Consider the following 22,369-nt stretch of genomic DNA (forward strand, 5'->3'; position numbering starts at 1 on the left):
GTTTTGAATATCATTACGGGTTGGAACATCACCACTGGCAGCCGCATTGGCAGAAAAAAAGACCGGGGACAGGAGAAAAACCAAACCTACCATCAACACAAAGCGAAAAAACAATATCGTAGAGAATTTGTTAGACAAACTCCCCTTATTGAGTAAAACCATCAAGTATCGGTTAACTGAAACCATGAACTCATCTACTCATCACTATTCGTTTTTTTCGCTATTGCGCAAATGGTGGCTGTATTTGAGTGTATCAATGAAACTATCCACCAAGTGAACGGCCTGCTCTTGAATATTAAAACTGTCTGGTGAGAATGACCAGTTTTCCAGTGTTCCTGTCATCAATGCTCTCAACATGATAGCAGAACGTTTGAAATCGAGATTGCAGGGCAGCTCCCCAGATTGAATACAAGCCTTCAACATTTTTTCAATCTTCTGATCATCAGAAATACATTTCTCCCTAATTTCCGCTATTAATGGAGATATTTCTCCAACAAACTCACATTTATGGAAAAAAATTTCTATTAATTGACGAATCTGAGAATCATCAATCATCATTTGTAACGTAGAAATTAATAAATATCTCAATGTAATAAGTGGATTATCAGGATATTTTGATTGATACTCTTTCTCTAGCTCGTCTATTTTATGCTCTGGCATTCTACAAATAACAGAAAGTAGATCGGTTTTATTTTTAAAGTGCCAGTAAATGGCTCCGCGCGTTACACCTGCGGCCGTTGCGATATCAGAGAGTGAGGTAGCAGAAACACCGCGCTCAGAAAAAGTCTTTATTGCAGCATCTATGATTTGCTGACGAGTTTGATTTGCTTGTTGTTTAGTTTTTCGTGCCATTTTAGTGCCATAAACTTTGTTTTTGACTGAGGCTGATTTACATACATTCATGTATGTTTGTACTATAGCATCCTTAATCAATGAAGTAATGATTTCACTTGTTAGATTAGAGAATCAATATTGAAAAATTGAGGTTTACTTATGCGAAAGAACAGGGGAGTTTTGCCTCTGGCCACATTACTGGTGATTTCAGGCAGTTTCATTCTTTCAGGATGTAATGACAATAAAAATACACAGCAAGGGGCGGCTGGCCAGCCTGTTCCGGAAGTGGGTATCGTAACGCTGAAAACAGAACCTCTCACGGTTATCACTGAATTACCCGGCCGTACATCAGCTTATCGTGTTGCCGAGGTTCGTCCCCAAGTCGGCGGCATCATACTGAAACGTAACTACAAAGAAGGAAGTGATGTTGTTGCCGGAGAGTCGTTATACCAAATAGATCCAGCAACTTATCAAGCAGAATACAGTAAAGCCAAAGCAAGTCTGGCCAGATCGCAAGCCAACGAGAATGTTTCCCGCTTAACCGTTGAACGTTATCAATCCTTGCTAGGCACACAATATGTGAGTAAGCAGGAATTTGATAAAGCAAATTCAGAATATGCGCAGGCAAAAGCAGATGTTCAGTCCTCTCAGGCTGCATTGGAAAATGCCAGAATCAACTTGGCATACACCAAAGTGACATCCCCTATTTCTGGGCGTGCAGGTAAGTCCACCGTCACAGAAGGCGCCCTGGTTTCTGCTGGTCAGCCAACAGCTCTCACGATTGTTCAGCAATTAGATCCTATCTATGTTGATATCACTCAATCAAGCGAAGACTATCTGCGCTTCAAAAATGAAATTGCCAAAGGAACTGTTCAAAAAGAGAGCAAAAAAACCAAAATCCGTCTTATAACAGATAGCGGCCAAGAATACAGTCAAGAAGGTTATCTTGAGTTTTCTGACGTGACGGTTGACGAAACAACAGGTTCTATCACTATGCGTGCTGTGTTCCCAAACCCGAATGAAGAATTACTTCCGGGTATGTTTGTACGCACCAAGTTAGAAGAAGGTGTACGCAAAAATGCAATTTTGGTTCCTCAGCAAGCCGTGACCAGAACACCTCGCGGTCAGGCAACCCTACTGATTGTCGATAAAGATAACAAAGTAGAATTGCGCAATATCAACGCTACTCAGGCAATTGGTAATAAGTGGTTGGTGACAGACGGACTGAAAACCGGAGATAAAGTCATCGTCACCGGGTTGCAGAAAATAGCACCAGGAATAACGGTCAAGCCAACGGAAACAGATCTGAATGCCAGTCCTACGGCTAATCAAGCTGAGTCCGTAAAAAAGCCTCAATAAGGAGTCGGTGATTCATGCCTAAGTTTTTTATCGAACGGCCAATTTTTGCGTGGGTAATAGCCATTATCACCATGCTATCTGGCCTGCTGGCAATCATGAAATTACCCGTGGAGCAATACCCTGCAATTGCTCCACCCGCCATTTCCATTTCAGCAGTTTACCCAGGAGCTGATGCAACAACTGTACAAAATACTGTAACACAGGTTATTGAACAGAACATGAACGGCATCGATAATCTGGTGTATATGTCTTCCAGCAGTGACTCTGCGGGTCGTATGAATATCATGCTGACCTTTGAAGCGAACACCGATCCGGATACCGCGCAAGTTCAGGTACAAAATAAACTGCAATTGGCAATGTCACTACTGCCTCAAGAAGTCCAGCAGCAAGGTGTGACTGTTGATAAAACCACCAGCTCGTTTTTGATGGTGGCCGGCTTCATCTCTCAGGATGGTTCCATGACTCAAGATGACATCGCCGACTATGTCGGTGCCAGTGTCAAAGATAAATTGAGTCGTGTGACTGGAGTGGGTGAAGCAACGCTCTTCGGTACACAGTATGCCATGCGTATCTGGCTCAATCCGGACAAACTGCTCAACTATAAAATCACCACTCAGGATGTTATTAGTGCAATCAAGGCACAGAACAATCAGGTTGCCGCCGGGCAATTAGGCGGAACGCCTCCGGTTCCGGGGCAGCGTTTAAATGCGTCGATCATCGCACAAACCCGCCTGAATTCAGCGGAGGAATTTGGCAACATTTTGCTGCGCATGAACCCCGATGGTTCACAAATTCGCTTGCATGATGTCGCTACCGTTCAATTGGGTGCTGAAGATTACAGTATCATTGGGCGCTTCAATGGTAAACCGGCAGCAGGGATTGGGATCAAACTGGCAACGGGTGCCAACGCATTGAATACCTCCAAAGCTGTCAAAGAAGCACTGGCTGAAATGCAGCCTTTCTTCCCGCATGGGCTGACGGTTGTCTATCCCTATGACACCACACCATTCGTTAAAATTTCTATTTTCGAAGTGGTGAAAACATTAGCAGAAGCCATTCTGTTGGTGTTTATCGTCATGTACCTGTTCCTGCAAAACTTCCGCGCCACGCTTATCCCAACGATTGCGGTTCCGGTTGTCCTGCTGGGTACGTTTGCCATTCTTGCCGCGTTTGGCTACTCCATCAATACATTAACCATGTTTGCTATGGTACTTGCCATCGGTCTGCTCGTGGATGATGCTATTGTTGTGGTGGAAAACGTCGAACGCGTCATGCAGGAAGAAGGGCTTTCACCGAAAGAAGCCACCAAGAAATCGATGGGGCAAATCCAAGGAGCGCTGGTCGGTATCGCGCTGGTACTTTCGGCTGTATTTGTACCCATGGCCTTCTTCGGCGGTGCAACAGGTGCAATTTACCGCCAATTCTCAGTCACAATCGTTTCAGCAATGATCCTGTCTGTACTGGTAGCCTTAATCCTGACCCCTGCTCTGTGTGCCACAATGCTCAAACCTGTAGCCAAAGGCAGCCACGGAGCTCAAACCGGAATCTTTGGTTGGTTTAACCATCTGTTTGAAAAATGCACACATCATTATACTGATAGCATCGGTCGAATGTTACGGGGTACAGGACGTTACTTGGTGATCTATGTCATGTTGCTCTCTGGCATGGCCTGGATATTTAATAATCTGCCCTCCTCCTTCCTGCCAGAAGAAGATCAAGGGGTTTTACTGGCCATGGTTCAATTGCCACCTGGTTCAACTCAGGAACAGACACAAAAGGTATTGAACCACATCAATGACTACTTCTATACCAAAGAGAAAGACGTTGTTAAAGCTGTATTCACAGTGAATGGCTTTGGTTTTAGTGGTCTGGGGCAAAATACGGGTCTGGCATTTATCAGCTTAAAAGATTGGGATCAACGCAAAGATCCCAAAGACAAGGTTCCGGCCATTGTTGGTCGGGCAAATACGAGTTTTGCCCAAATCAAGGAAGGTCTCGTCTTTGCATTTAATATTCCTTCAATTGTCGAATTGGGTTCTTCCAGCGGTTTTGACTTCCAGTTGATTGACAAAGGAAACCTGGGACATGCAGCACTGACAGAAGCACGCAACCAATTGCTGGGTATGGTTGCACAACATCCCGATATGCTGACGAGTGTCCGCCCCAATGGGCAAAATGATACCCAACAATATCGTGTGCATATCGATAAGGAAAAAGCAGAAGCGCTGGCCGTGTCCACAACAAATATCAACTCAACCCTGAGCACGATGTTTGGCGGTGCTTACGTCAATGACTTTATCGACCGTGGCAGGGTCAAAAAAGTGTATATTCAAGCTGATGCCCCTTACCGTATGTTGCCAAGCAATATCAGTAACTTGTATGTTCGTAACTATCATGGGCAAATGGTGCCGTTTTCTGCGTTCATCGATGCCTCAAAAGAGCCGTGGGTTTATGGTTCACCACGTCTGGAACGCTATAACGGTCTCCCTTCCATGGAAATTGTGGGCGAAGCCGCTCCTGGGCAAAGTACGGGTGACGCAATGGCCCTGATGGAGCAACTGGCATCACAGTTACCTGCTGGCATTGGCTATGACTGGACCGGCATGTCTTATCAAGAACGTCTGTCTGGCAATCAAGCTCCAGCGCTATATGCACTGTCATTGATTGTTGTGTTCCTTTGTCTGGCAGCGTTATATGAAAGCTGGTCTGTTCCGTTCTCAGTCATGCTGGTCGTTCCTCTGGGCGTTATTGGTGCCTTGCTGGCAACATCAATACGTGGGCTGGATAACGACGTTTACTTTAAGGTTGGCTTATTGACGACCATCGGGCTGTCAGCGAAAAACGCTATCCTGATCGTAGAGTTTGCTAAGGATTTGATAGAAAAAGAGGGCAAGGGATTAATAGAAGCGACTCTTGAGGCGGCCAGGATGCGTTTACGCCCAATCCTAATGACTTCTTTAGCCTTTATGCTTGGGGTTATGCCTTTGGTATTGAGTAATGGCGCAGGTTCAGGTGCGCAAAATGCCGTAGGAACAGGGGTACTGGGGGGTATGATTGCCGCTACATCGTTGGCAATTTATTTCGTTCCTGTATTTTTCGTTGTCATTAAGCGGCGGTTTACGAAAAAAAATGAGGAGCTTGAACACATTTCAACACCTCACTAAATTCAACTATACTAAAAAGGCCACTTATGTGGCCTTTTTAAATGGGTAAAAACACTTCAAACAGTAAATTACAAGTTACAATGCCTGCATTAAAATTCGAACATAGTCTAATTAAAATAAATACTTATGAAAGACAGGTTAAGTTTAAAAGGTAACATCTTCCTGTTTTTTTATAATAAGCAGAAGATAACTTGGTAACTTTCCTTGTTTTTCTCTGGATTACACCTTTAATGGTAAAAAGTGTTCCATCTCGATGGTGACATATGTAATAATGGCGCCACATTGATTTTGAAAGTCGCAATACAATCGCCTATAATGACTTCTGTGCTATTGCTACAGCCTTTACTGTATTAGTGTAACTTAATATATTTACAGCATATGTAGATATCGCTACTCTCCACAGTTTCACAGTAGAATGCTAGCACTTGCCAGAACTAAGCGTTTTAGTCATAACCAAGCGTAAAATAGCCATTGTTAAAAAACCCAGTTGGCAGATACGCAAAATAGGGCTTTAATATTAATAAATAATAATCATGTTTTGATAAGCTCTATTCTAAAAGAATGACTATAATAATTAGCATGTATAAAGCCTTAGTTCAAATAAACTGTTGTCGTTTACGGAGGTGATTATGGATGAATATTCACCAAGAAGGCATGATGTTGCTGAATTAAAGTACTTATGTGAAAATTTAATTCATGAGGCGTTTTCAGTCCTGAATCGCACTGATAATCATTGGATTCACGACCTGACCTCCGAGAAAAGTTTAAAACTAAACGAATTGATTGAACACATTGCAGCTTTTGTCTGGAGCTTTAAAATTAAATACTCAGATAACTACACGCTGAGTACCTTAATTGATAACTATCTAGATGAAACATATAATTTATTTGGAAGTGATAAGATAAGCTTTCTTGAACTTACAAAATGGCAAAAAACAAACGAACACTTAACTAACATTCTGTTACATGATTTGAACGCTGCTCTAAGCAAAATCTGATAAATATATTTCTAACTATTTTTTATACTAAATAAGATAAGGCGACCATGACTAAAACTGACTATCTGATGCGTTTGAGAAAATGCACTTCTATTGAGACACTGGAACGTGTAATTGAAAAAAATAAATATGAGCTTTCGGCTGATGAACTTGAATTGTTCTACTCCGCAGCTGATCACCGTTTAGCTGAACTGACTATGAATAAACTCTATGATAAAATCCCATCATCTGTTTGGAAATTTGTCCGCTAAACTGTAGAGTTCAGATAGAAAGTGACTAAGCCGGTAGCTATTATCGGCTGACAGCATAAGCTACTGATAAGCTTGAAATTGGTGAGGGCTCTACCAGCGACATCCCGGCACACACATCCCTTGCTATGGCTGCTTCTTTCCAGACCTGACCAAGTTAACAAGTTAGCGTTGCGGGAGAACCAGCAGAGCCCCCATTGACGTTAGCTTCAAATTTCGAAGCGGGGGTTATTATCTTTCAAACATAATAAAATAGCAAGGCAACTTCATCTGAATGCTGCTTTATTACCCACAATGTGGCAAAAAACATCAAAAATGGTGTCAAATCTAATATTTTTCCAATCTCCGGGTTATTTTCAACTTTTTCAAGTTATCGCTCATATCATATAGTAAATAAGCAGTAAACAGATGCAATAATAAATATATTTAACAATATTAATGAATCATTGCCATATCATATAAACACCACACAATTTTACAGTTTCAACTTAAGCAAAATACTAACCTTCCCATCCTTTATCATTCAAAATAAAAATAACCATATAAATCAATAAATAACCAAAAGACAATACATTCGCATTATTTGATAAGCCTTGATAAAATTAACAGTGATAATTCACATCTAAAATAAAAACCAAAGATAATTTTATTTACAACTTAATCCATTTATTTTCAAATAAATAAAAACTTATTATCCATAATCTTTCGTTCATACTTTTTAAATAGCATTTCAAAATGATAGGCGTAAATCTTATCCCGCGCGGCGCGCGGAACAAGATCGCAACCTCTCACTATTATGGGAATTTATTTAAACACGCTTAAAAGTAAAGGCATGTTATGAGCCAGACATTACAAAACTTAATTAACTTGATACATCTGGAAAAAATAGAAGAAGGCATTTACCGGGGACAAAGTGAAGACTTAGGATTCCCTCAGGTTTTCGGCGGGCAAGTCATAGGCCAAGCGCTATATGCAACAAAACAAACTGTCGTGAATGACAGAATGATCCATTCCTTTCATAGCTATTTTCTACGTCCAGGGGATAGCCATAAGCCCATTGTTTATGATGTTGAAATATTACGTGATGGGAAAAGTTTCAGTGCCCGCCGCGTCAGCGCAATACAAAATGGTCATCCTATTTTCTACATGACAGCATCCTTTCAAGGACATGAAGAGAGTTTTGAACATCAAAATACTATGCCTCTGGTTCCCCCTCCCGAAGAGTTAGAATCTCAAGAGGAAATTATAAAAAAAATGGCTAACTCACTCCCGACAAAATTAAAAAAAGTTTTTTCTGTCCCTCCCTTGGAGATGAAACTCGTTCCTCTGCAAAATCTACCCAACCATTCATCCCAAGTCCCTGTGCGCTATGTTTGGTTCCGTAGCAACGGAAAAATGCCGGATGATCCACTTATTCATCATTGTTTGTTGGGTTATGCCTCAGATTTCAACTTCCTGCCCACGGCATTACAGCCCCATGGCGTAAAATTCATGGAAAAAAATATGCAAATAGCAACCATTGACCACTCAATGTGGTATCACCGCCCTTTCAATATGGATGATTGGTTACTCTATTCAATCGAAAGCCCGTCAGCATCAGGTGCCCGTGGTTTTGTTCGTGGGCATATCTATAATCGTGCAGGCGTGCTTATCGCTTCTGCGGTTCAGGAAGGCGTCATCCGCAAACTGTCATGAATTGAATCAATACTGTATGCCGTAATAACAGAAAGTTACTACGGCACGGAACACCTATCTTCACGCTTATAACAGTGCTCAGTTATAAGCGCTTTCGCCATGTGAAGTAATATCAAGTCCTTCCCTTTCTGATTCGATACTCATGCGTAGTCCAACCAACTTATCAGCGATCTTAAACGAGATATAAGCCGCGATTGATGACCAAACGATACAGACCAAGATACTCATCACCTGAATACCAAGCTGCCTTAACATTGTCATACCTTCAGAAAACCCTGTTCCCCCTAAAGTGGATGCAGTAAAAACACTGGTCAATACACAACCGACGATGCCACATACGCCATGTACCCCAAACACATCACAAACATCATCAACCCGTAACCATCTCTTCAGTATGACTACCCCCCATAGGCCTGCAATACCTGCAATCAATCCCATCACTAATGCGCCACCAATACCCACTGTTGCAGCAGCAGGTGTAATGACCACCAAGCCCGAAATACACCCAGAACATGCCCCTAAAAGTGAAGGTTTCTGGCGAAATAACCACTCACAGAAAACCCATGACAACACTGCTCCTGCCGTTGCTACCATCGTATTCACCAGTGCCAGCGCTGCGATAGCATTTACTTCACCCGCGGAGCCCACATTAAAACCAAACCATCCAATATAAAGGATCGCTGTGCCAATAAAAGTCATGGGTAAGTTATGAGGTTTAAAGGCTTCCCGTCCGAAACCAGAACGCTTGCCAAGTAAATGAGCACCAACCAATCCTGCCGCTGCCGCATTAATATGAACAACCGTCCCACCAGCAAAATCCAAAGCGCCATCCTTAGCCAGCCAGCCGCCGCCCCACACCATATGCGCCATAGGGATATAAGATGCAGTCAGCCATAGTGCACTAAAAATCAGCAGTGCGGAAAAACGAACTCTTTCACATAAAGCACCCACCACTAAGGCAACAGTAATACATGCAAATGCGCCCTGGAAAACAACGTGAATTAACTGATAGAAACTACCATTTAGATCAGTTATGGATATGTTTTTCAACATTACCTGACCAAAACCGCCCCAAAAAGAGTTGCCTGTCTCAAAGGTCATGCTGTACCCATACATAATCCAAAGCACACAAACCAATGAAAAACTGACAATCACCTGTGACATCAATGACAAAACATTTTTGCTGCGTAGTAATCCCCCATAAAACAGAGCGATGCCGGGTATTGTCATAAAAAGGACAAGTACTGTATTAACCAACATAAATACGGTGTCTGCTTTATTGAGATTATTTTCCACGGCAAAAGCAAATGAAGGAAAACTGGCCGCAATACACGCTAAGAATAAAAATTTCTTCTTCATTTTTTCCTCCACTTACAGTGCAGCATCATTCGTTTCACCCGTCCTGATCCGAACCGCATGCTGTAATTCAAAGAGAAAAATCTTTCCATCCCCCATTTTCCCAGTGAAAGCAGTCTGCTGAACAATATGGATAATTTCTTCAACTTTTTCATCATGGGTAGCAATATCAATTTTGACTTTGGGCAAAAAATTAACGTTGTATTCAGCGCCACGATAAAGTTCAGAATGGCCTTTTTGGCGGCCAAATCCCTTTACTTCGGTTATAGTCATACCTTGTATCCCTATATCAGCAAGTGCTTCCCGAACTTCCTCCAGTTTAAATGGCTTTATGATAATGGTGATGAGTTTCATATTTCCCCCGTTTTTTGCGACGTTTGCACAAGGGGATATTTGCAAGGGATATGCCAGAAGTTAAAAATAATAGGTAATCAAGTTGTTATCGAAAAATATTTCTAAAGAAGGGATAAAAAAGGGAACAGAAAAGACTTCAGTCCCCTTATATGCACACTAAGCGTGCACCGATTCATTCAAAGTCTCTCCAACTTGCTGGAGTTGATACATTTGATAATAGCGCCCGTGCTTTTCCAGTAGCTGTTGATGCTGGCCTTGCTCGACAATTGCACCACGATGTAGCACTACTATGGAATCAGCTTCAGTTATGGTTGAAAGGCGATGGGCGATCACTACCAATGTCGTCTGTTTGCGGATCATTCCCAGCGCTTTCTGTACTGCTCGCTCTGTTCCAGAGTCAATATTCGCGGTTGCCTCATCCAAAATAAGGATCTGTGGCGTTTGAACTAAAACCCTGGCCATTGCCAAAAGCTGTTTTTGGCCTGCGGAAAGTGTATTCCCTTGTTCCCCCAAGACAGAATTCAAACCATCCGGCAAATCACGAACAAATTCAGCCAATTGAACCAATTCCAGCACTTCCCATATTTTCTCTTCACTGATATCCCGCCCTAGCGCGATGTTGTTAAGGAATGAAGCTGCCAGAACGACAGGATCTTGCTGCACCATCGCCACCCCATTACGTAACACTGCATGAGAAAGCGAAGAAATAGGGCGCCCATCAAGATAAATCTCACCGTCTTGCCACGGATAGTACCCCATAATCAAATTGGCCAGCGTGCTTTTCCCACTTCCGGTATGCCCAACTAAAGCCACAAATCCATGTGGAGGAACATGCAGGTTAATATCACTCAGGACAAGTTTGTTACTGCGATAAGCAAAATTTAAGTTTTCAATCTCAATGCTACCACTCTCTAATGCCCGCAAATCATTGCCATATTGCTGCTGCGGGCTATCCATCAGTTCAAAAACCCGTTCTCCTGAAACCACGGCTTGCTGCAATATTGATTGCTGTGAAGTCAACTCAATCAGTGGCTCATTCAGCCTGCCAAGATAGTTAATAAAGGCGTACAGGACACCCACACCAATCACCTCAGTGCCTTTGATGCCAAATAATAAGAGCAAACCACACAATATTGCGGCAGAAAAGAAGCTCAATAATGGCCGCAACAAAATGCCATCTAACCGTAAAGCCTGCATACGGGCCTGATAATGTGCTCGGTTGGTCGCCAACATTTTCTCACCAAAACGGGCTTGCTGACGAAACTGCTGAATCACCGTCATGCCATTAATGACTTCGTTGAAACCATCGTTAATATCAGCCAGATAACCGCGAACCCGCCTAACTATCGGGGTGCTAAGACGTTGATAGATCACCATGACAAGCAAGACCGCTGGAAATATCATGATCGCAACACATGCCATACGCCAATTCAAAACAAACATGGCTATCAGCATGGCACCAATCAGTGCAACACAGCGAAACACAGCCGGGATCACATTAACAAACAGATCCTTAATAACCTCAGTATCATTTGTTACGCGGGATATCAGTTGTCCAACAGGTTGATTATCAAAAGCACTTAATGGCTGACGTAATGCTGAGTTCATCACATCAGTACGAAGTTTCTGCACCACGGCCACAGATGCCTGATTAAAAAATAATGTTTGATAATAATGTAAGACAGCAGAAATAAGCTGCAAAACCAAGAATACGACGGCAAGCCCACCAACAATATCAAGCGGTAAATTCCCCGTTGCTACCATATTGTCGATAAAATAACTCACAAGCAGAGGTCCGCTCACTTCTGCCAATGCAGCAACCCATAACATCAATACAGCAATTAGCATTGGTTTGCGGTAATTTTTACTGTAAGCAAGCAGGCGCTTTAATGATGGCCATAGCTTATTGATATGAGTTTTAGTCATTTTCCCCATCCAATGCCGCTTCTAATTGTTGGTAATGGTACATATCTGAATACCAACCTGATTGAGCAATAAGCTGCTTATGCTGGCCCTGCTGTGCAATCGTGCCATGTTGCATAACCAAAACATTATCTGCTTCCGTTAATGCCGATAGCCGATGTGCACTGATAATAACCGTGCGCTGTTGCCGCCATTGACTGAGATTTTTCATAATCTGGTGCTCCGTGTGCCCATCAACGGCAGACAGCGCATCATCAAGGATTAAAATTTCCGTATTCAGCAACAAGGCCCTGGCAATGGATATACGCTGTTTTTGCCCGCCAGAAAGCATCACACCGCGCTCTCCTACTTCCGTTTGATACCCCTGAGGCAAGCGCAAAATATCATCATGTACACTAGCTAAACGCGCGACTTCTTCTATTTGTTCTTGGGTTGCATCGGGCCGACCTAAAGCAATGTTACCTGCTACCGTATCTGAAAACAGAAAAGGTGTCTGGTTAACAATAGCTAATCGCGAACGCCACTCTTCCATTCGGAGAGTAGAGATATTTTTTGACTGAAAAAGAATGCCTCCATCAGTGACATCAAATTGCCGTTGCAACAAAGCTAATAGCGTACTTTTCCCTGCCCCCGTTGGTCCGCAAAGCCCCAATAACTGCCCAGGCTCTAGCTGGAAATGGATACCCTGCAAAACAGGACGATCACTTTGGGGATAAGTAAAGGTGTTGATATTTACCTGCAAACTTCCCCGATTGGAAAACAAAGACAATGTTCCATCTTCAGTGACCAGTGGCTCCTCCAACAAGCTGCGGATACGCGTATAAGCAGCGCTCCCTCTCTCAACGATGTTAAACATCCATGCCAGTGCCAACATCGGCCAGATCATCAATCCCAGATACATCACAAAACTGGTCAGTTCACCAAGAGTCATGATCCCATGCACCACCATCCAACTCCCACCACCGACAGCCAACAGGTTTGCAACCGCGACAGTGATAAAAATGGTGGGATCAAAACGTGCATCTACACGTGCGACATGCATATTTTTACGCCCGGCATCAATGGCAACTTCTTCAAACTGATTAGATTGCAACTTCTCCAGTCCAAACGCTTTTATCATACGGATACTTGTCAAACTTTCCTGCGCATGATTATTCAGGACAGAGAATGCGCCTTGCGCAGATTTGAAACGATGATGAAGCTGATTACCATAATGTTTAATTGCCAAGGCCATAATGGGCATGGGCAACAGTGATAACAAGGTTAATTGCCAACTGATCTCCACACTCATTACAATGAGGACAGCGCATCCCATGACTAAAGCATCAACTAGAGTAAGCACTCCCTCACCTGCTGCAAAAACAACCCTGTCAACATCATTTGTTGCGCGAGCCATAAGATCACCTGTCCTATGGCGCAAATAAAATTCAGGATTCTGGCTACTCAAACGCCAATAGAAGTCACTACGCAGCTTAACAGCCAGCCGATAAGAAGCACCGAACAACCATACACGCCAAACATAGCGCAAGCCATAGATTGCCAACGCAATAAATAGCATTAACCCCAGCCACATGGTGAGTTGACTCAACGTCATGGTTTTTGTACTAATGCCATCAACGATAACCCCGACCAAACGGGGAGGAATGAGTTGCAGCACTGCAATCAAAACGAGGAAAATAACAGCACCCAAATAACGCCGCCATTCCCTAATAAAATACCAGCTTAATTGTGAAAATAATCTCACACACCTATTCCTGAGATAAAAATGAAAGAGTTAGCACCTACCGACCAAAAAGATCTTTATGTTACTGAATCTGGGATTGGCAGCGCCGTTGTATATTTTATCTTTTCCATAGCAAAGTTAGAGGTGACATCAATCAAACCAGAAACCCCATTTACCATACGCTTGTAGAAACGATCATAACTTTTCATATCAACAACTTCTACATGCATGAGGTAATCATATTCACCTGCCATGCGATAAAATGTTAAGACTTCTGGCATCTCTTTTATAAAGGAGACAAACTGTTCATACCATTCACTGTTGTGTTGCTGAGTTTTAATCATCACTATCACTGTCAAACTCAGGCCAAGTTTTACCCCATTTAACAAGGCAACTTTGCCCACAATATAACCTTCATCTTCAAGTCGCTTGAGACGCTTCCAGCAAGGTGTCGAAGTTAAATTCACGGCTTCAGCCAGTGCATTCAGGGATAGACTACAGTCCTGTTGCAGCAGTTCCAGTAGCTTACGGTCTATTTTGTCTAGCATATCTAAATCCTGTAGAAATATTTCCCAAATATAACGGATAATCTCAGAAAAATAACAATCTATTTCTCTGAATGTAAGGGTAATCTATATACCACTACGGTATTATTATTCAGGGTCAATTTATGTCGTCTTTATGGGCTACAAATGCCATAAAAGCTATCCAAGCTGATTATCAACGCAGTGCTGATACACATCTCATTCGTCTTAACCTTCCTATGTTTCCGGGTATTCACCTCTATCTAAAAGATGAGAGCACCCACCCCACGGGTAGCCTTAAACATCGGCTTGCCCGTTCCCTGTTCCTGTATGCACTCACTAATGGCTGGATTAAGGAAGGAACCCCTATTATTGAAGCCTCATCTGGCAGCACTGCTGTTTCGGAGGCTTATTTTGCCCGCTTACTGGGTTTACCTTTTATTGCGGTCATGCCCTCCTGCACCGCTAAACGCAAAATTCAAGAAATTGAGTTCTATGGCGGTCAATGCCATTTTGTAGAGCATTCTGCCTTGATTTATCAAGAATCAGAGCGTCTGGCAAAAGAGCTGAATGGCCATTATATGGATCAATTTACCTACGCCGAACGAGCAACTGACTGGCGAGGAAACAACAATATTGCAGAAAGTATTTTCCGCCAGATGCAGCTAGAGCCTTTTCCTGAACCCACTTACATTGTGATGAGTGCAGGAACCGGTGGCACATCGGCGACACTCGGCCGTTATATCCGCTATAAGGGATATAACACTAAACTTATTGTTGTCGATCCAGAAAACTCCGTCTTCTACGATTGCTACCACCAGAATCGCCGTGATATTTACGGAAGTATTGGCAGCAAAATAGAAGGCATTGGCCGCCCACGCGCAGAACCGTCTTTTATTCCCTCGGTTATCGATGACATGATCCAAGTTCCTGATCTTGCCACTATTGCTACCATTTATTGGCTTGAAAAACTAATTGGCAGAAAAACCGGAGCATCAACGGGAACTAACGTCTGGGGAGCTTTACAACTCGCCAGGCAAATGCACGATAACAACCAACAAGGGGCAGTTGTGACATTACTCTGTGATAGTGGAGAGCGTTACCTTGATACTTATTACAACCCAGAGTGGGTTCGCAATAATATCGGTGACATCTCTCAATATCTCACACAACTACCCAAGTTAAACGGTTATGAGTAACATATCTCCTTCAATTTACAGAGGCAGGTATCATGAAACGAGCCGTTGTTGTATTCAGTGGTGGGCAGGATTCCACCACTTGTTTAATTCAGGCACTTCGCCAATATGACGAAGTTCACTGTGTCACCTTTGATTATGGACAGCGCCACCGTGCTGAAATTGATGTGGCTTGTCATATAAGCAAAGAATTGGGCGCCGCTGCCCACAAAGTACTTGATGTGACTTTATTAAATGAGCTCGCAATCAGTAGCCTGACAAGGGACAATATTCCCGTACCCGATTTCAGTGAAAGTGAAAAAAGTGGCCTCCCAAGTACGTTTGTGCCCGGCCGTAATATTTTATTTTTAACTCTGGCGGCAATTCATGCCTATCAAGTTGAGGCTGAAGCCGTTATTACCGGCGTTTGTGAAACCGATTTTTCAGGCTATCCGGATTGCCGTGATGAATTTGTCAAGGCTCTCAACAAAGCTGTCAACCTTGGCATTGCCCGCAATATTCGTTTCGAAACTCCTCTAATGTGGTTAAACAAAGCGGAAACTTGGGCACTGGCAGATTATTATCAAAAATTGGATTTTGTCCGCAATCAAACCCTGACTTGTTATAACGGTATTCAGGGTGATGGATGCGGTGAATGCGCTGCCTGCCATCTCAGGGCTAAAGGGTTAACTCATTATTTAAGCAATGCCCAAACTATTATGTCAGACATGAAATCCAAAACACATCTCAGTTAGTCAGAACGTTTTATACCCTATAAACTTCAAGTGCGGCTCGCAGGACAAAAGGCGCTTATTATCACCCCGCGCCGCGGGGCGATAATAAATATCTTAAGTACGGCAGGTATAGTTATCCGGCCTTGTTCTTATATGGTTCCATTCTTTCTCGTAACTCACCTTCTAAAGCTAATGCTTTTTGCGTTTTTAAGTCAATACAGGCAAATGTCGTTAAAGCATCTGCAATAATTTGATTATCACTCCTGCGTATGATTTCCTGAAAAAATGTCCCGCTTTTGTTGCGTAATTCCTGTATCGAAGATTTCACTTCCAGCTCATCCGCAATCACGGCTGGATGACGATAATTAATATTAATATTCACCACAACAAAACCAATATTTTTACGATTTAACCATGCCAACAGGTTATTTTCAGTCAGTAAATCCCAACGGGCTGCTTCCATAAATTCCAAATAGCGGGCGTTGTTCACATGCTGAAAAATATCAATATGATAGCCCCTGACTTTGATCATTGTGCTCATTGCTATTTCTTTCCTTACGCTCATCCGACCAGACAAAAAACAACAATAGCAAAACAATTTAATTACAATAAGGTTTAATGAATAATTCTTGATCAATATCACAGCCCCCTTGATAAAACTGCTGCGAATTCACAAGAGGGCCTAACACTTAGTAAGTTAATTTATCCCGATTTTTTTCTATAAACATAGGTCCAATACCTTGAACTTCCTGTAATTGATCTATTGCGGTAAAAGGGCCATATTTCTCACGATATTCAATAATCGCCTGTGCTTTTTTCACTCCCACTCCATTGAGTTCCTTCGCTAACTGTTCGGCATTTGCAGTATTAATATTAACAAGCTCCTTGCCCTGTATCTGCGGTTCCCCTCCCTCTTTTACCTGACCGTTTTCAATAGTGGCTTTGTCTTTATATTGACCAACAGGTTGTTTCACTATTTTATCAGTAGGTTCATTAGCTGTAGCTGCATGGGATAGCGGTATGCTAAAAAACCATGCCATAACAAATGAATTGAATAATATCCTTAAATATTTCATGTAAATCTCTCCATGTTTTGTTGGTGAAGGAAAGATTGCCACAACAATATTTCTGAGCAACAGGCAAGATTCAGATATGCGAAAGGCCACGAAAGTGGCCTTTTTCAATTACGATTTTGCAAAAATAGATGCGAGCAGCTTCACAATTTTATTCAAGTTGACCAAACTTAATATCCGCATCATCACGTAAATTCATGATGAGTGATTCCAACATAATATTACCTGTCTGGTATTGATAACCCATCATATATTGCTTGAGCTGATCATCTGTAACCAATCCCGGAACAACTTTATCCAATTGGATAAGCACAGCGTTACCCAATTCATCTTGGGCTAATCCATAGACAGGCTTACCCTCTTTAGGATGCGGTAAAGTGAATGCCACATCGATAGCCTGATTAGTTTGTGACAGATGTTTTATCACAGTAGGCTGCTCGAACTGAATTCCTGCTGATTTCAGTGCCTGTTCACCTTTACCTTCTTTCAGATCAGCCAGTAGTTTTTCACTTTCAATCTGAAGCTGTTTTTCCGCTTTTTGGCGTTTCACCAACTCAGTCACCTCAGATTTAGCCTGTTCAAGCGTTTGAATAGTCTCCGGTTTAACATCATCAACACGCAGAATAAAGGCTCTGTCACCTTCAACCGAAATGACATCAGAGTTAACGCCTGTCGCCCCTTTACCATCAATCAAATTGCCAGAGAAAATCGCCTGAACAACTTGATTGAAATTAATGTCAGCCGGAACATGATCGCGATCAAACCAGTCAGTGGTCACGGCCTGATAACCTGCCGCTTTTTCTGCTGCTGCCAACGATTCATTGTCATTCGCGGCGGCATCACTGACTTTTCGCTGTAATACATAAAATGCATCAACTGCTTTTTCCTGCTTAACAATTTGTTCTATTTCCGAACGCACATCCGCCAGTGGCTTGACTTCCTGAGGTTTAATATCATCCAAACGGAAAATGGCATATCCATTAGATAATTTGATCACTTCTGAAAGTTGCCCTTTCTGGGTCAAATTCGCTGATTTAAGCTCATTCGGCAGAGCGCTTTCTTCCATCCAACCCAGATCACCGCCCTTTTGAGCAGAAAATTTGTCGGTCGATTTTTCTGATGCCAATTGACTAAAGTCAGCTCCTTTTTTTAACTCATCCAAAACCGATTTAGCGGCAGCGTCTGAATCCTGTTGAATAAGGCTATACTTCTTCTGTTCAGGTTTAGTGTATTTTGCCAGATTATTTTTATAATACTTTTCAATATCAGCGTCAGATACAGTGACATGATTCAGTTCATTCTCTGCATCCATTTTGATATAACTGACTTTCACTCTTTCCGGCACAGTGAAATGCTGACTATTCGCGTCATAATAGTTTTTCAGCTCTTCATCAGTCACTGTTTGCTTCTCTTCAATTGATTTCAATTCAAGAGTGGCAAAACGCACTGTTCTTTCTTGAAAAAGTAAGGCTGCTTGCTGTTTTATTTCTGTCGGTAACGCAATTTCCGCACCGATAACAGCTTGCTGCAATTGACGATTAATCAGCTCCTGGCGAATCTGCTCTGCCAGACTATCAAGGCTGACGTTTGATTGGGCAAGCCAGTTTAAATATTCCTGATACTTTTTGTTATCAAATTGGCCGTCAGTCTGGAGAAACGGGAGATTACGTATCTCTTGTGCAACCTGATTATCGCTCGCTGATAAACCCAGCTTACGGGCATATTGTTCAATCAAGGTCACATTGATAAGTTTCTCCAATGATTGGTGCCGAAGCTGTTGTAGCCTTTGTTCATCGCTTAACAAAGTTGAAAATTCATCACCCAGCTTCTCCTGTTGAGCATTTTTTTCTTGCAAAAATGCCTGCTCCAGTTGAGCACGACTAATGGTTTGGCCATTCACTTTGGCAGCATAACTACCACTTTCGCTGGACAGGTAACCAGTTACACCTGTCAGCAAAAAAGTCAGGATAATTAGAGCCAACACAATTTTGAGCACAGGACCGTTCGCCGCCGTGCGTAGGTTGTCCATCATAAAGACGTAAAACTCCGCTTTAGTGAAAAAGAAACTGTCATATTACGCTAATTCAAACGTTAAGAGAAAAAAAGCGCACCAATCAATTGATGCGCTTATATTCTAGCCGATCAATATGGGCTAGTCAGTTGAAGTTTATCGCTATAACAAGAACCAGAGCCTGTTTCCTGTTCATTAACCATTAACGGCATCTTTTAAACCCTTTCCAGCCCGGAAAGCAGGTACTTTTGCTGCTGCAATCTTGATTTCCTTACCTGTCTGAGGGTTGCGCCCTGTACGTGCAGCTCGCTCACGCACAGTAAACGTGCCGAACCCCACTAAAGCGATATCATCGCCGCCTTTCAATGCACCAGATACTGAAGAAATGAATGCATCTACTACACGTCCTGCTGCTGCCTTAGAAATGTTGACATCAGCAGCAATTTTGTCGATCAGTTGTGATTTATTCACTCTTATTCATCCCCATTTTAGTTTTACTATCGTAACGGAAACTGATTTATGACAGATAACACGACAGTTATGCCGTCATATCAACCCTTTCCAGTATTAGCAAGAAATCCTAGAACAGCAAAATATTTAATCAGATAATTAGACTAATCTAACTTAATGACACAAAAAAAGGCTGGCAAGTCTGAATTGACTCACCAACCTGAATTTTATGTACAGTTCTTGAGTTAGTTCACTATTTTTGCACTATCTTGCTGATATTACTTTAGCGATACAACTTCTGCGCCAAATGCGGGTTCCTGCAACGCAATAGATAAAACATCTTCTATACGCTTAACGGGATGGATCTCTAAGTCTTGGATCACATTCTGTGGGATTTCTTCCAGATCTCGTTTATTGTCATCCGGGATTACAACCGTTTTTATTCCCCCACGGTGCGCCGCCAGTAATTTCTCTTTCAGGCCACCGATTGGCAGAACTAAGCCACGCAAAGTAATTTCCCCCGTCATGGCCACATCAGCACGAACAGGATTACCCGTCAGACAGGAAACCAGTGCAGTACACATTGCAATCCCTGCACTTGGGCCATCTTTGGGTGTTGCCCCTTCCGGAACATGAACATGGATATCACGTTTTTCATGGAAATCAGCGCTGATGCCCAGCTTATCCGCACGAGCCCGAACGACGGTCAATGCTGCCTGGATCGATTCCTGCATTACTTCGCCCAATGAGCCGGTATAAGTTAATTTACCTTTACCCGGTACACTGGCTGTTTCAATTGTCAGCAAATCACCACCAACTTCTGTCCACGCCAGACCTGTTACCTGTCCAACTCGATTTTCGGTATCAGCACGGCCATAATCCACTCGCTGCACACCCAGATACTCTTTCAAATTATCCGCATTGATTTCGATGTGCTTAAGTTTCTTATCCATCAGTAATCCTTTGACCGCCTTACGACACAATTTAGAGATTTCACGCTCCAAACTACGAACGCCAGCTTCACGAGTGTAGTAACGGATAATGCCAATGATTGCACCATCATCTATAGTCAGTTCGCCTCTTTTCAGGGCGTTACGCTCAATTTGTTTCGGCAACAGATGACGTTTGGCAATATTCAATTTTTCATCTTCGGTATAGCCCGATAGACGAATAACCTCCATACGATCCAACAATGGTGCAGGGATATTCATGGAGTTAGATGTTGCCACGAACATGACATCGGAGAGATCGTAATCAACTTCAAGGTAATGATCGTTAAATGCGACGTTTTGTTCAGGATCAAGCACTTCTAACAATGCCGAAGCGGGATCACCACGCATATCGGATGACATTTTGTCAATTTCATCCAATAAGAACAGTGGATTTTTAACCCCTATTTTGGACATTTTCTGGATTAATTTGCCTGGCATTGAACCAATATAGGTACGACGATGACCACGGATTTCCGCTTCATCACGTACGCCACCCAATGCCATACGCACATATTTACGCCCAGTTGCACGGGCGATAGAACGACCCAATGAGGTTTTGCCCACACCAGGAGGCCCTACCAAGCAGAGTATTGGCCCCTTGAGCTTGCTAATACGGCTCTGTACCGCAAGATATTCAAGAATACGTTCTTTGACGCGTTCCAAACCATAATGGTCGATATCCAACACTTCCTGAGCTTTGACTAAATCTTTTTTTACCTTGCTACGTGCAACCCAAGGAACTTGCACCATCCAATCAATGTAACTACGAACAACCGTTGCTTCGGCTGACATCGGAGACATCATTTTTAATTTCTGCAACTCAGCTTCGGCTTTTTCATGCGCCTCTTTTGGCATCTTCGCGTCTTCGATCTTGCGTTTCAGCGTCTCATATTCATCAGGTGCATCATCCATCTCACCCAATTCTTTCTGAATCGCTTTCATTTGCTCGTTCAGGTAGTACTCGCGCTGGCTTTTTTCCATCTGTTTTTTAACGCGATTGCGGATACGTTTTTCTACCTGTAGCAGATCGATTTCTGATTCCATCATGGCGATCAGATATTCGATGCGTTCAACAATATCAGACATTTCTAAAACTGCCTGTTTATCGTTTATTTTCAAAGGCATATGTGCAGCGATGGTATCTGCCAATTTTGCCGCATCTTCAATACTGTGCAACGATGTCAATACTTCCGGTGGGATTTTTTTATTCAGCTTGACATAACCTTCAAACTGATTAATCGCTGTTCTTATCAGAACTTCTTGCTCACGTTCATCAACGTCAGAGGATTCAGGATACTCAACTTGCGCATAAAAATATTCGCCATTATCCGTCAACGTGGTAATACGAGCGCGCTGCAAGCCTTCAACCAGAACTTTTACTGTGCCATCTGGCAATTTTAACATCTGTAACACAGAAGCCACTGTCCCTACGGAGAAAAGATCATTGACTCCCGGTTCATCAGTAGATGCTTCTTTTTGCGCGACCAACATGATTTGTTTGTCATGCTCCATTGCTGCTTCCAGGCAATGAATCGACTTCTCACGCCCAACAAACAGAGGGATCACCATATGTGGGTAAACCACTACATCGCGCAAAGGCAATACAGGGATTTCTATGCGTTCGGAACGCTCAGGATTCATAGAGCTCTCTCTTCGTTTAGCTTTCGCCAGTTTTAGGAATCTCGTGAAACACGGTTTTCACGAGTTTCACTTCAAAGAATACAAAATATATGGGGACAGGAATCTGACATTCAAT

Annotated in this window: 18 protein-coding genes and 1 other RNA gene; 7 read left to right on the forward strand and 12 right to left on the reverse strand. The window is 42.7% G+C overall.

Going from position 1 to position 22,369, the window contains the following annotated elements; genetic code table 11:
• Positions 1-204 precede the first annotated feature (204 nt).
• Positions 205-852, reverse strand: coding sequence for a multidrug efflux transporter transcriptional repressor AcrR (gene acrR / locus PSI15_RS08925; RefSeq protein WP_148886028.1), 648 nt, complete (start codon positions 850-852; stop codon positions 205-207).
• A 141-nt stretch (positions 853-993) separates the two neighbouring features.
• Here acrR and PSI15_RS08930 point away from each other — a divergent pair, with 141 nt between their 5' ends.
• The 4 genes from PSI15_RS08930 to PSI15_RS08945 all read left to right on the forward strand — a co-directional run bounded on the left by PSI15_RS08930 (position 994) and on the right by PSI15_RS08945 (position 6,606).
• Positions 994-2,193, forward strand: a complete 1,200-nt coding sequence (locus PSI15_RS08930; RefSeq protein ID WP_273583233.1) for an efflux RND transporter periplasmic adaptor subunit — start codon at positions 994-996, stop codon at positions 2,191-2,193.
• A 14-nt stretch (positions 2,194-2,207) separates the two neighbouring features.
• Positions 2,208-5,357 carry an efflux RND transporter permease subunit gene (locus PSI15_RS08935; RefSeq protein WP_273583234.1) on the forward strand — a complete coding sequence of 1,050 codons (3,150 nt, stop codon included), beginning with the start codon at positions 2,208-2,210 and terminating at the stop codon, positions 5,355-5,357.
• A 629-nt stretch (positions 5,358-5,986) separates the two neighbouring features.
• Positions 5,987-6,355: an Hha toxicity modulator TomB gene (tomB, locus tag PSI15_RS08940; protein ID WP_045968974.1), complete on the forward strand. Its 369-nt coding sequence runs from the start codon at positions 5,987-5,989 to the stop codon at positions 6,353-6,355.
• Between the two features lie 47 nt (positions 6,356-6,402).
• Positions 6,403-6,606 (forward strand): HHA domain-containing protein, encoded by a 204-nt coding sequence (locus PSI15_RS08945; protein ID WP_045968972.1) that lies wholly within the window; start codon positions 6,403-6,405, stop codon positions 6,604-6,606.
• 88 nt (positions 6,607-6,694) lie between these two features.
• On the opposite strand, the gene ffs is transcribed toward PSI15_RS08945, so the two are convergent.
• Positions 6,695-6,791, reverse strand: an RNA gene (gene ffs / locus PSI15_RS08950) — signal recognition particle sRNA small type.
• 649 nt (positions 6,792-7,440) lie between these two features.
• Between ffs and tesB the strand changes: the two genes are divergently transcribed.
• The gene (tesB, locus tag PSI15_RS08955; RefSeq protein WP_273583235.1) at positions 7,441-8,298 is read left to right on the forward strand and encodes an acyl-CoA thioesterase II; all 858 of its coding nucleotides are present in this window, start codon (positions 7,441-7,443) and stop codon (positions 8,296-8,298) included.
• Between the two features lie 78 nt (positions 8,299-8,376).
• Here tesB and amtB read toward each other — a convergent pair whose 3' ends face one another.
• The 5 genes from amtB to PSI15_RS08980 all read right to left on the reverse strand — a co-directional run bounded on the left by amtB (position 8,377) and on the right by PSI15_RS08980 (position 14,202).
• A complete protein-coding gene (gene amtB / locus PSI15_RS08960) occupies positions 8,377-9,657 on the reverse strand; it encodes an ammonium transporter AmtB (protein WP_273583236.1) in 1,281 nt (426 codons plus the stop codon).
• Between the two features lie 12 nt (positions 9,658-9,669).
• On the reverse strand, positions 9,670-10,008 hold the full coding sequence (gene glnK / locus PSI15_RS08965) for a P-II family nitrogen regulator (RefSeq protein ID WP_045968966.1): 339 nt from the start codon (positions 10,006-10,008) through the stop codon (positions 9,670-9,672).
• Positions 10,009-10,164: 156 nt separating this feature from the next.
• The gene (locus tag PSI15_RS08970; protein ID WP_273583237.1) at positions 10,165-11,943 is read right to left on the reverse strand and encodes a SmdB family multidrug efflux ABC transporter permease/ATP-binding protein; all 1,779 of its coding nucleotides are present in this window, start codon (positions 11,941-11,943) and stop codon (positions 10,165-10,167) included.
• A complete protein-coding gene (locus tag PSI15_RS08975; RefSeq protein WP_273583238.1) occupies positions 11,927-13,675 on the reverse strand; it encodes a SmdA family multidrug ABC transporter permease/ATP-binding protein in 1,749 nt (582 codons plus the stop codon). The genes PSI15_RS08970 and PSI15_RS08975 overlap by 17 nt, the downstream gene beginning before the upstream one ends.
• A gap of 56 nt (positions 13,676-13,731) precedes the next feature.
• The gene (locus PSI15_RS08980; protein WP_045968961.1) at positions 13,732-14,202 is read right to left on the reverse strand and encodes an Lrp/AsnC family transcriptional regulator; all 471 of its coding nucleotides are present in this window, start codon (positions 14,200-14,202) and stop codon (positions 13,732-13,734) included.
• Between the two features lie 122 nt (positions 14,203-14,324).
• Between PSI15_RS08980 and PSI15_RS08985 the strand changes: the two genes are divergently transcribed.
• The gene (locus tag PSI15_RS08985; protein WP_273583239.1) at positions 14,325-15,377 is read left to right on the forward strand and encodes a PLP-dependent cysteine synthase family protein; all 1,053 of its coding nucleotides are present in this window, start codon (positions 14,325-14,327) and stop codon (positions 15,375-15,377) included.
• Positions 15,378-15,409: 32 nt separating this feature from the next.
• On the forward strand, positions 15,410-16,108 hold the full coding sequence (queC, locus tag PSI15_RS08990; protein ID WP_273583240.1) for a 7-cyano-7-deazaguanine synthase QueC: 699 nt from the start codon (positions 15,410-15,412) through the stop codon (positions 16,106-16,108).
• 112 nt (positions 16,109-16,220) lie between these two features.
• On the opposite strand, the gene PSI15_RS08995 is transcribed toward queC, so the two are convergent.
• The 5 genes from PSI15_RS08995 to lon form a co-directional block, all read right to left on the reverse strand.
• Positions 16,221-16,628 (reverse strand): acyl-CoA thioesterase, encoded by a 408-nt coding sequence (locus PSI15_RS08995; protein WP_273583241.1) that lies wholly within the window; start codon positions 16,626-16,628, stop codon positions 16,221-16,223.
• A gap of 148 nt (positions 16,629-16,776) precedes the next feature.
• Complete coding sequence (locus tag PSI15_RS09000; protein ID WP_273583242.1) at positions 16,777-17,163, reverse strand: ComEA family DNA-binding protein; 387 nt, start codon at positions 17,161-17,163, stop codon at positions 16,777-16,779.
• 148 nt (positions 17,164-17,311) lie between these two features.
• Complete coding sequence (gene ppiD, locus PSI15_RS09005; protein ID WP_273583243.1) at positions 17,312-19,192, reverse strand: peptidylprolyl isomerase; 1,881 nt, start codon at positions 19,190-19,192, stop codon at positions 17,312-17,314.
• A 174-nt stretch (positions 19,193-19,366) separates the two neighbouring features.
• Positions 19,367-19,642, reverse strand: a complete 276-nt coding sequence (hupB, locus tag PSI15_RS09010) for a nucleoid-associated protein HU-beta (RefSeq protein WP_273583244.1) — start codon at positions 19,640-19,642, stop codon at positions 19,367-19,369.
• Between the two features lie 257 nt (positions 19,643-19,899).
• Positions 19,900-22,254 carry an endopeptidase La gene (gene lon, locus PSI15_RS09015; RefSeq protein WP_273583245.1) on the reverse strand — a complete coding sequence of 785 codons (2,355 nt, stop codon included), beginning with the start codon at positions 22,252-22,254 and terminating at the stop codon, positions 19,900-19,902.
• Positions 22,255-22,369: the final 115 nt, after the last annotated feature.

The organism is Xenorhabdus sp. PR6a (assembly GCF_028599065.1).
Taxonomy (GTDB): domain Bacteria; phylum Pseudomonadota; class Gammaproteobacteria; order Enterobacterales; family Enterobacteriaceae; genus Xenorhabdus; species Xenorhabdus doucetiae.

Bases quoted from the DNA above. Each gene is read 5' to 3' on its own strand.
- acrR (WP_148886028.1), bottom strand. From the start codon at position 852: ATGGCACGAAAAACTAAACAACAAGCAAATCAAACTCGTCAGCAAATC.
- PSI15_RS08930 (WP_273583233.1), top strand. From the start codon at position 994: ATGCGAAAGAACAGGGGAGTTTTGCCTCTGGCCACATTACTGGTGATT.
- PSI15_RS08935 (WP_273583234.1), top strand. From the start codon at position 2,208: ATGCCTAAGTTTTTTATCGAACGGCCAATTTTTGCGTGGGTAATAGCC.
- tomB (WP_045968974.1), top strand. From the start codon at position 5,987: ATGGATGAATATTCACCAAGAAGGCATGATGTTGCTGAATTAAAGTAC.
- PSI15_RS08945 (WP_045968972.1), top strand. From the start codon at position 6,403: ATGACTAAAACTGACTATCTGATGCGTTTGAGAAAATGCACTTCTATT.
- tesB (WP_273583235.1), top strand. From the start codon at position 7,441: ATGAGCCAGACATTACAAAACTTAATTAACTTGATACATCTGGAAAAA.
- amtB (WP_273583236.1), bottom strand. From the start codon at position 9,657: ATGAAGAAGAAATTTTTATTCTTAGCGTGTATTGCGGCCAGTTTTCCT.
- glnK (WP_045968966.1), bottom strand. From the start codon at position 10,008: ATGAAACTCATCACCATTATCATAAAGCCATTTAAACTGGAGGAAGTT.
- PSI15_RS08970 (WP_273583237.1), bottom strand. From the start codon at position 11,943: ATGGGGAAAATGACTAAAACTCATATCAATAAGCTATGGCCATCATTA.
- PSI15_RS08980 (WP_045968961.1), bottom strand. From the start codon at position 14,202: ATGCTAGACAAAATAGACCGTAAGCTACTGGAACTGCTGCAACAGGAC.
- PSI15_RS08985 (WP_273583239.1), top strand. From the start codon at position 14,325: ATGTCGTCTTTATGGGCTACAAATGCCATAAAAGCTATCCAAGCTGAT.
- queC (WP_273583240.1), top strand. From the start codon at position 15,410: ATGAAACGAGCCGTTGTTGTATTCAGTGGTGGGCAGGATTCCACCACT.
- PSI15_RS08995 (WP_273583241.1), bottom strand. From the start codon at position 16,628: ATGAGCACAATGATCAAAGTCAGGGGCTATCATATTGATATTTTTCAG.
- PSI15_RS09000 (WP_273583242.1), bottom strand. From the start codon at position 17,163: ATGAAATATTTAAGGATATTATTCAATTCATTTGTTATGGCATGGTTT.
- ppiD (WP_273583243.1), bottom strand. From the start codon at position 19,192: ATGATGGACAACCTACGCACGGCGGCGAACGGTCCTGTGCTCAAAATT.
- lon (WP_273583245.1), bottom strand. From the start codon at position 22,254: ATGAATCCTGAGCGTTCCGAACGCATAGAAATCCCTGTATTGCCTTTG.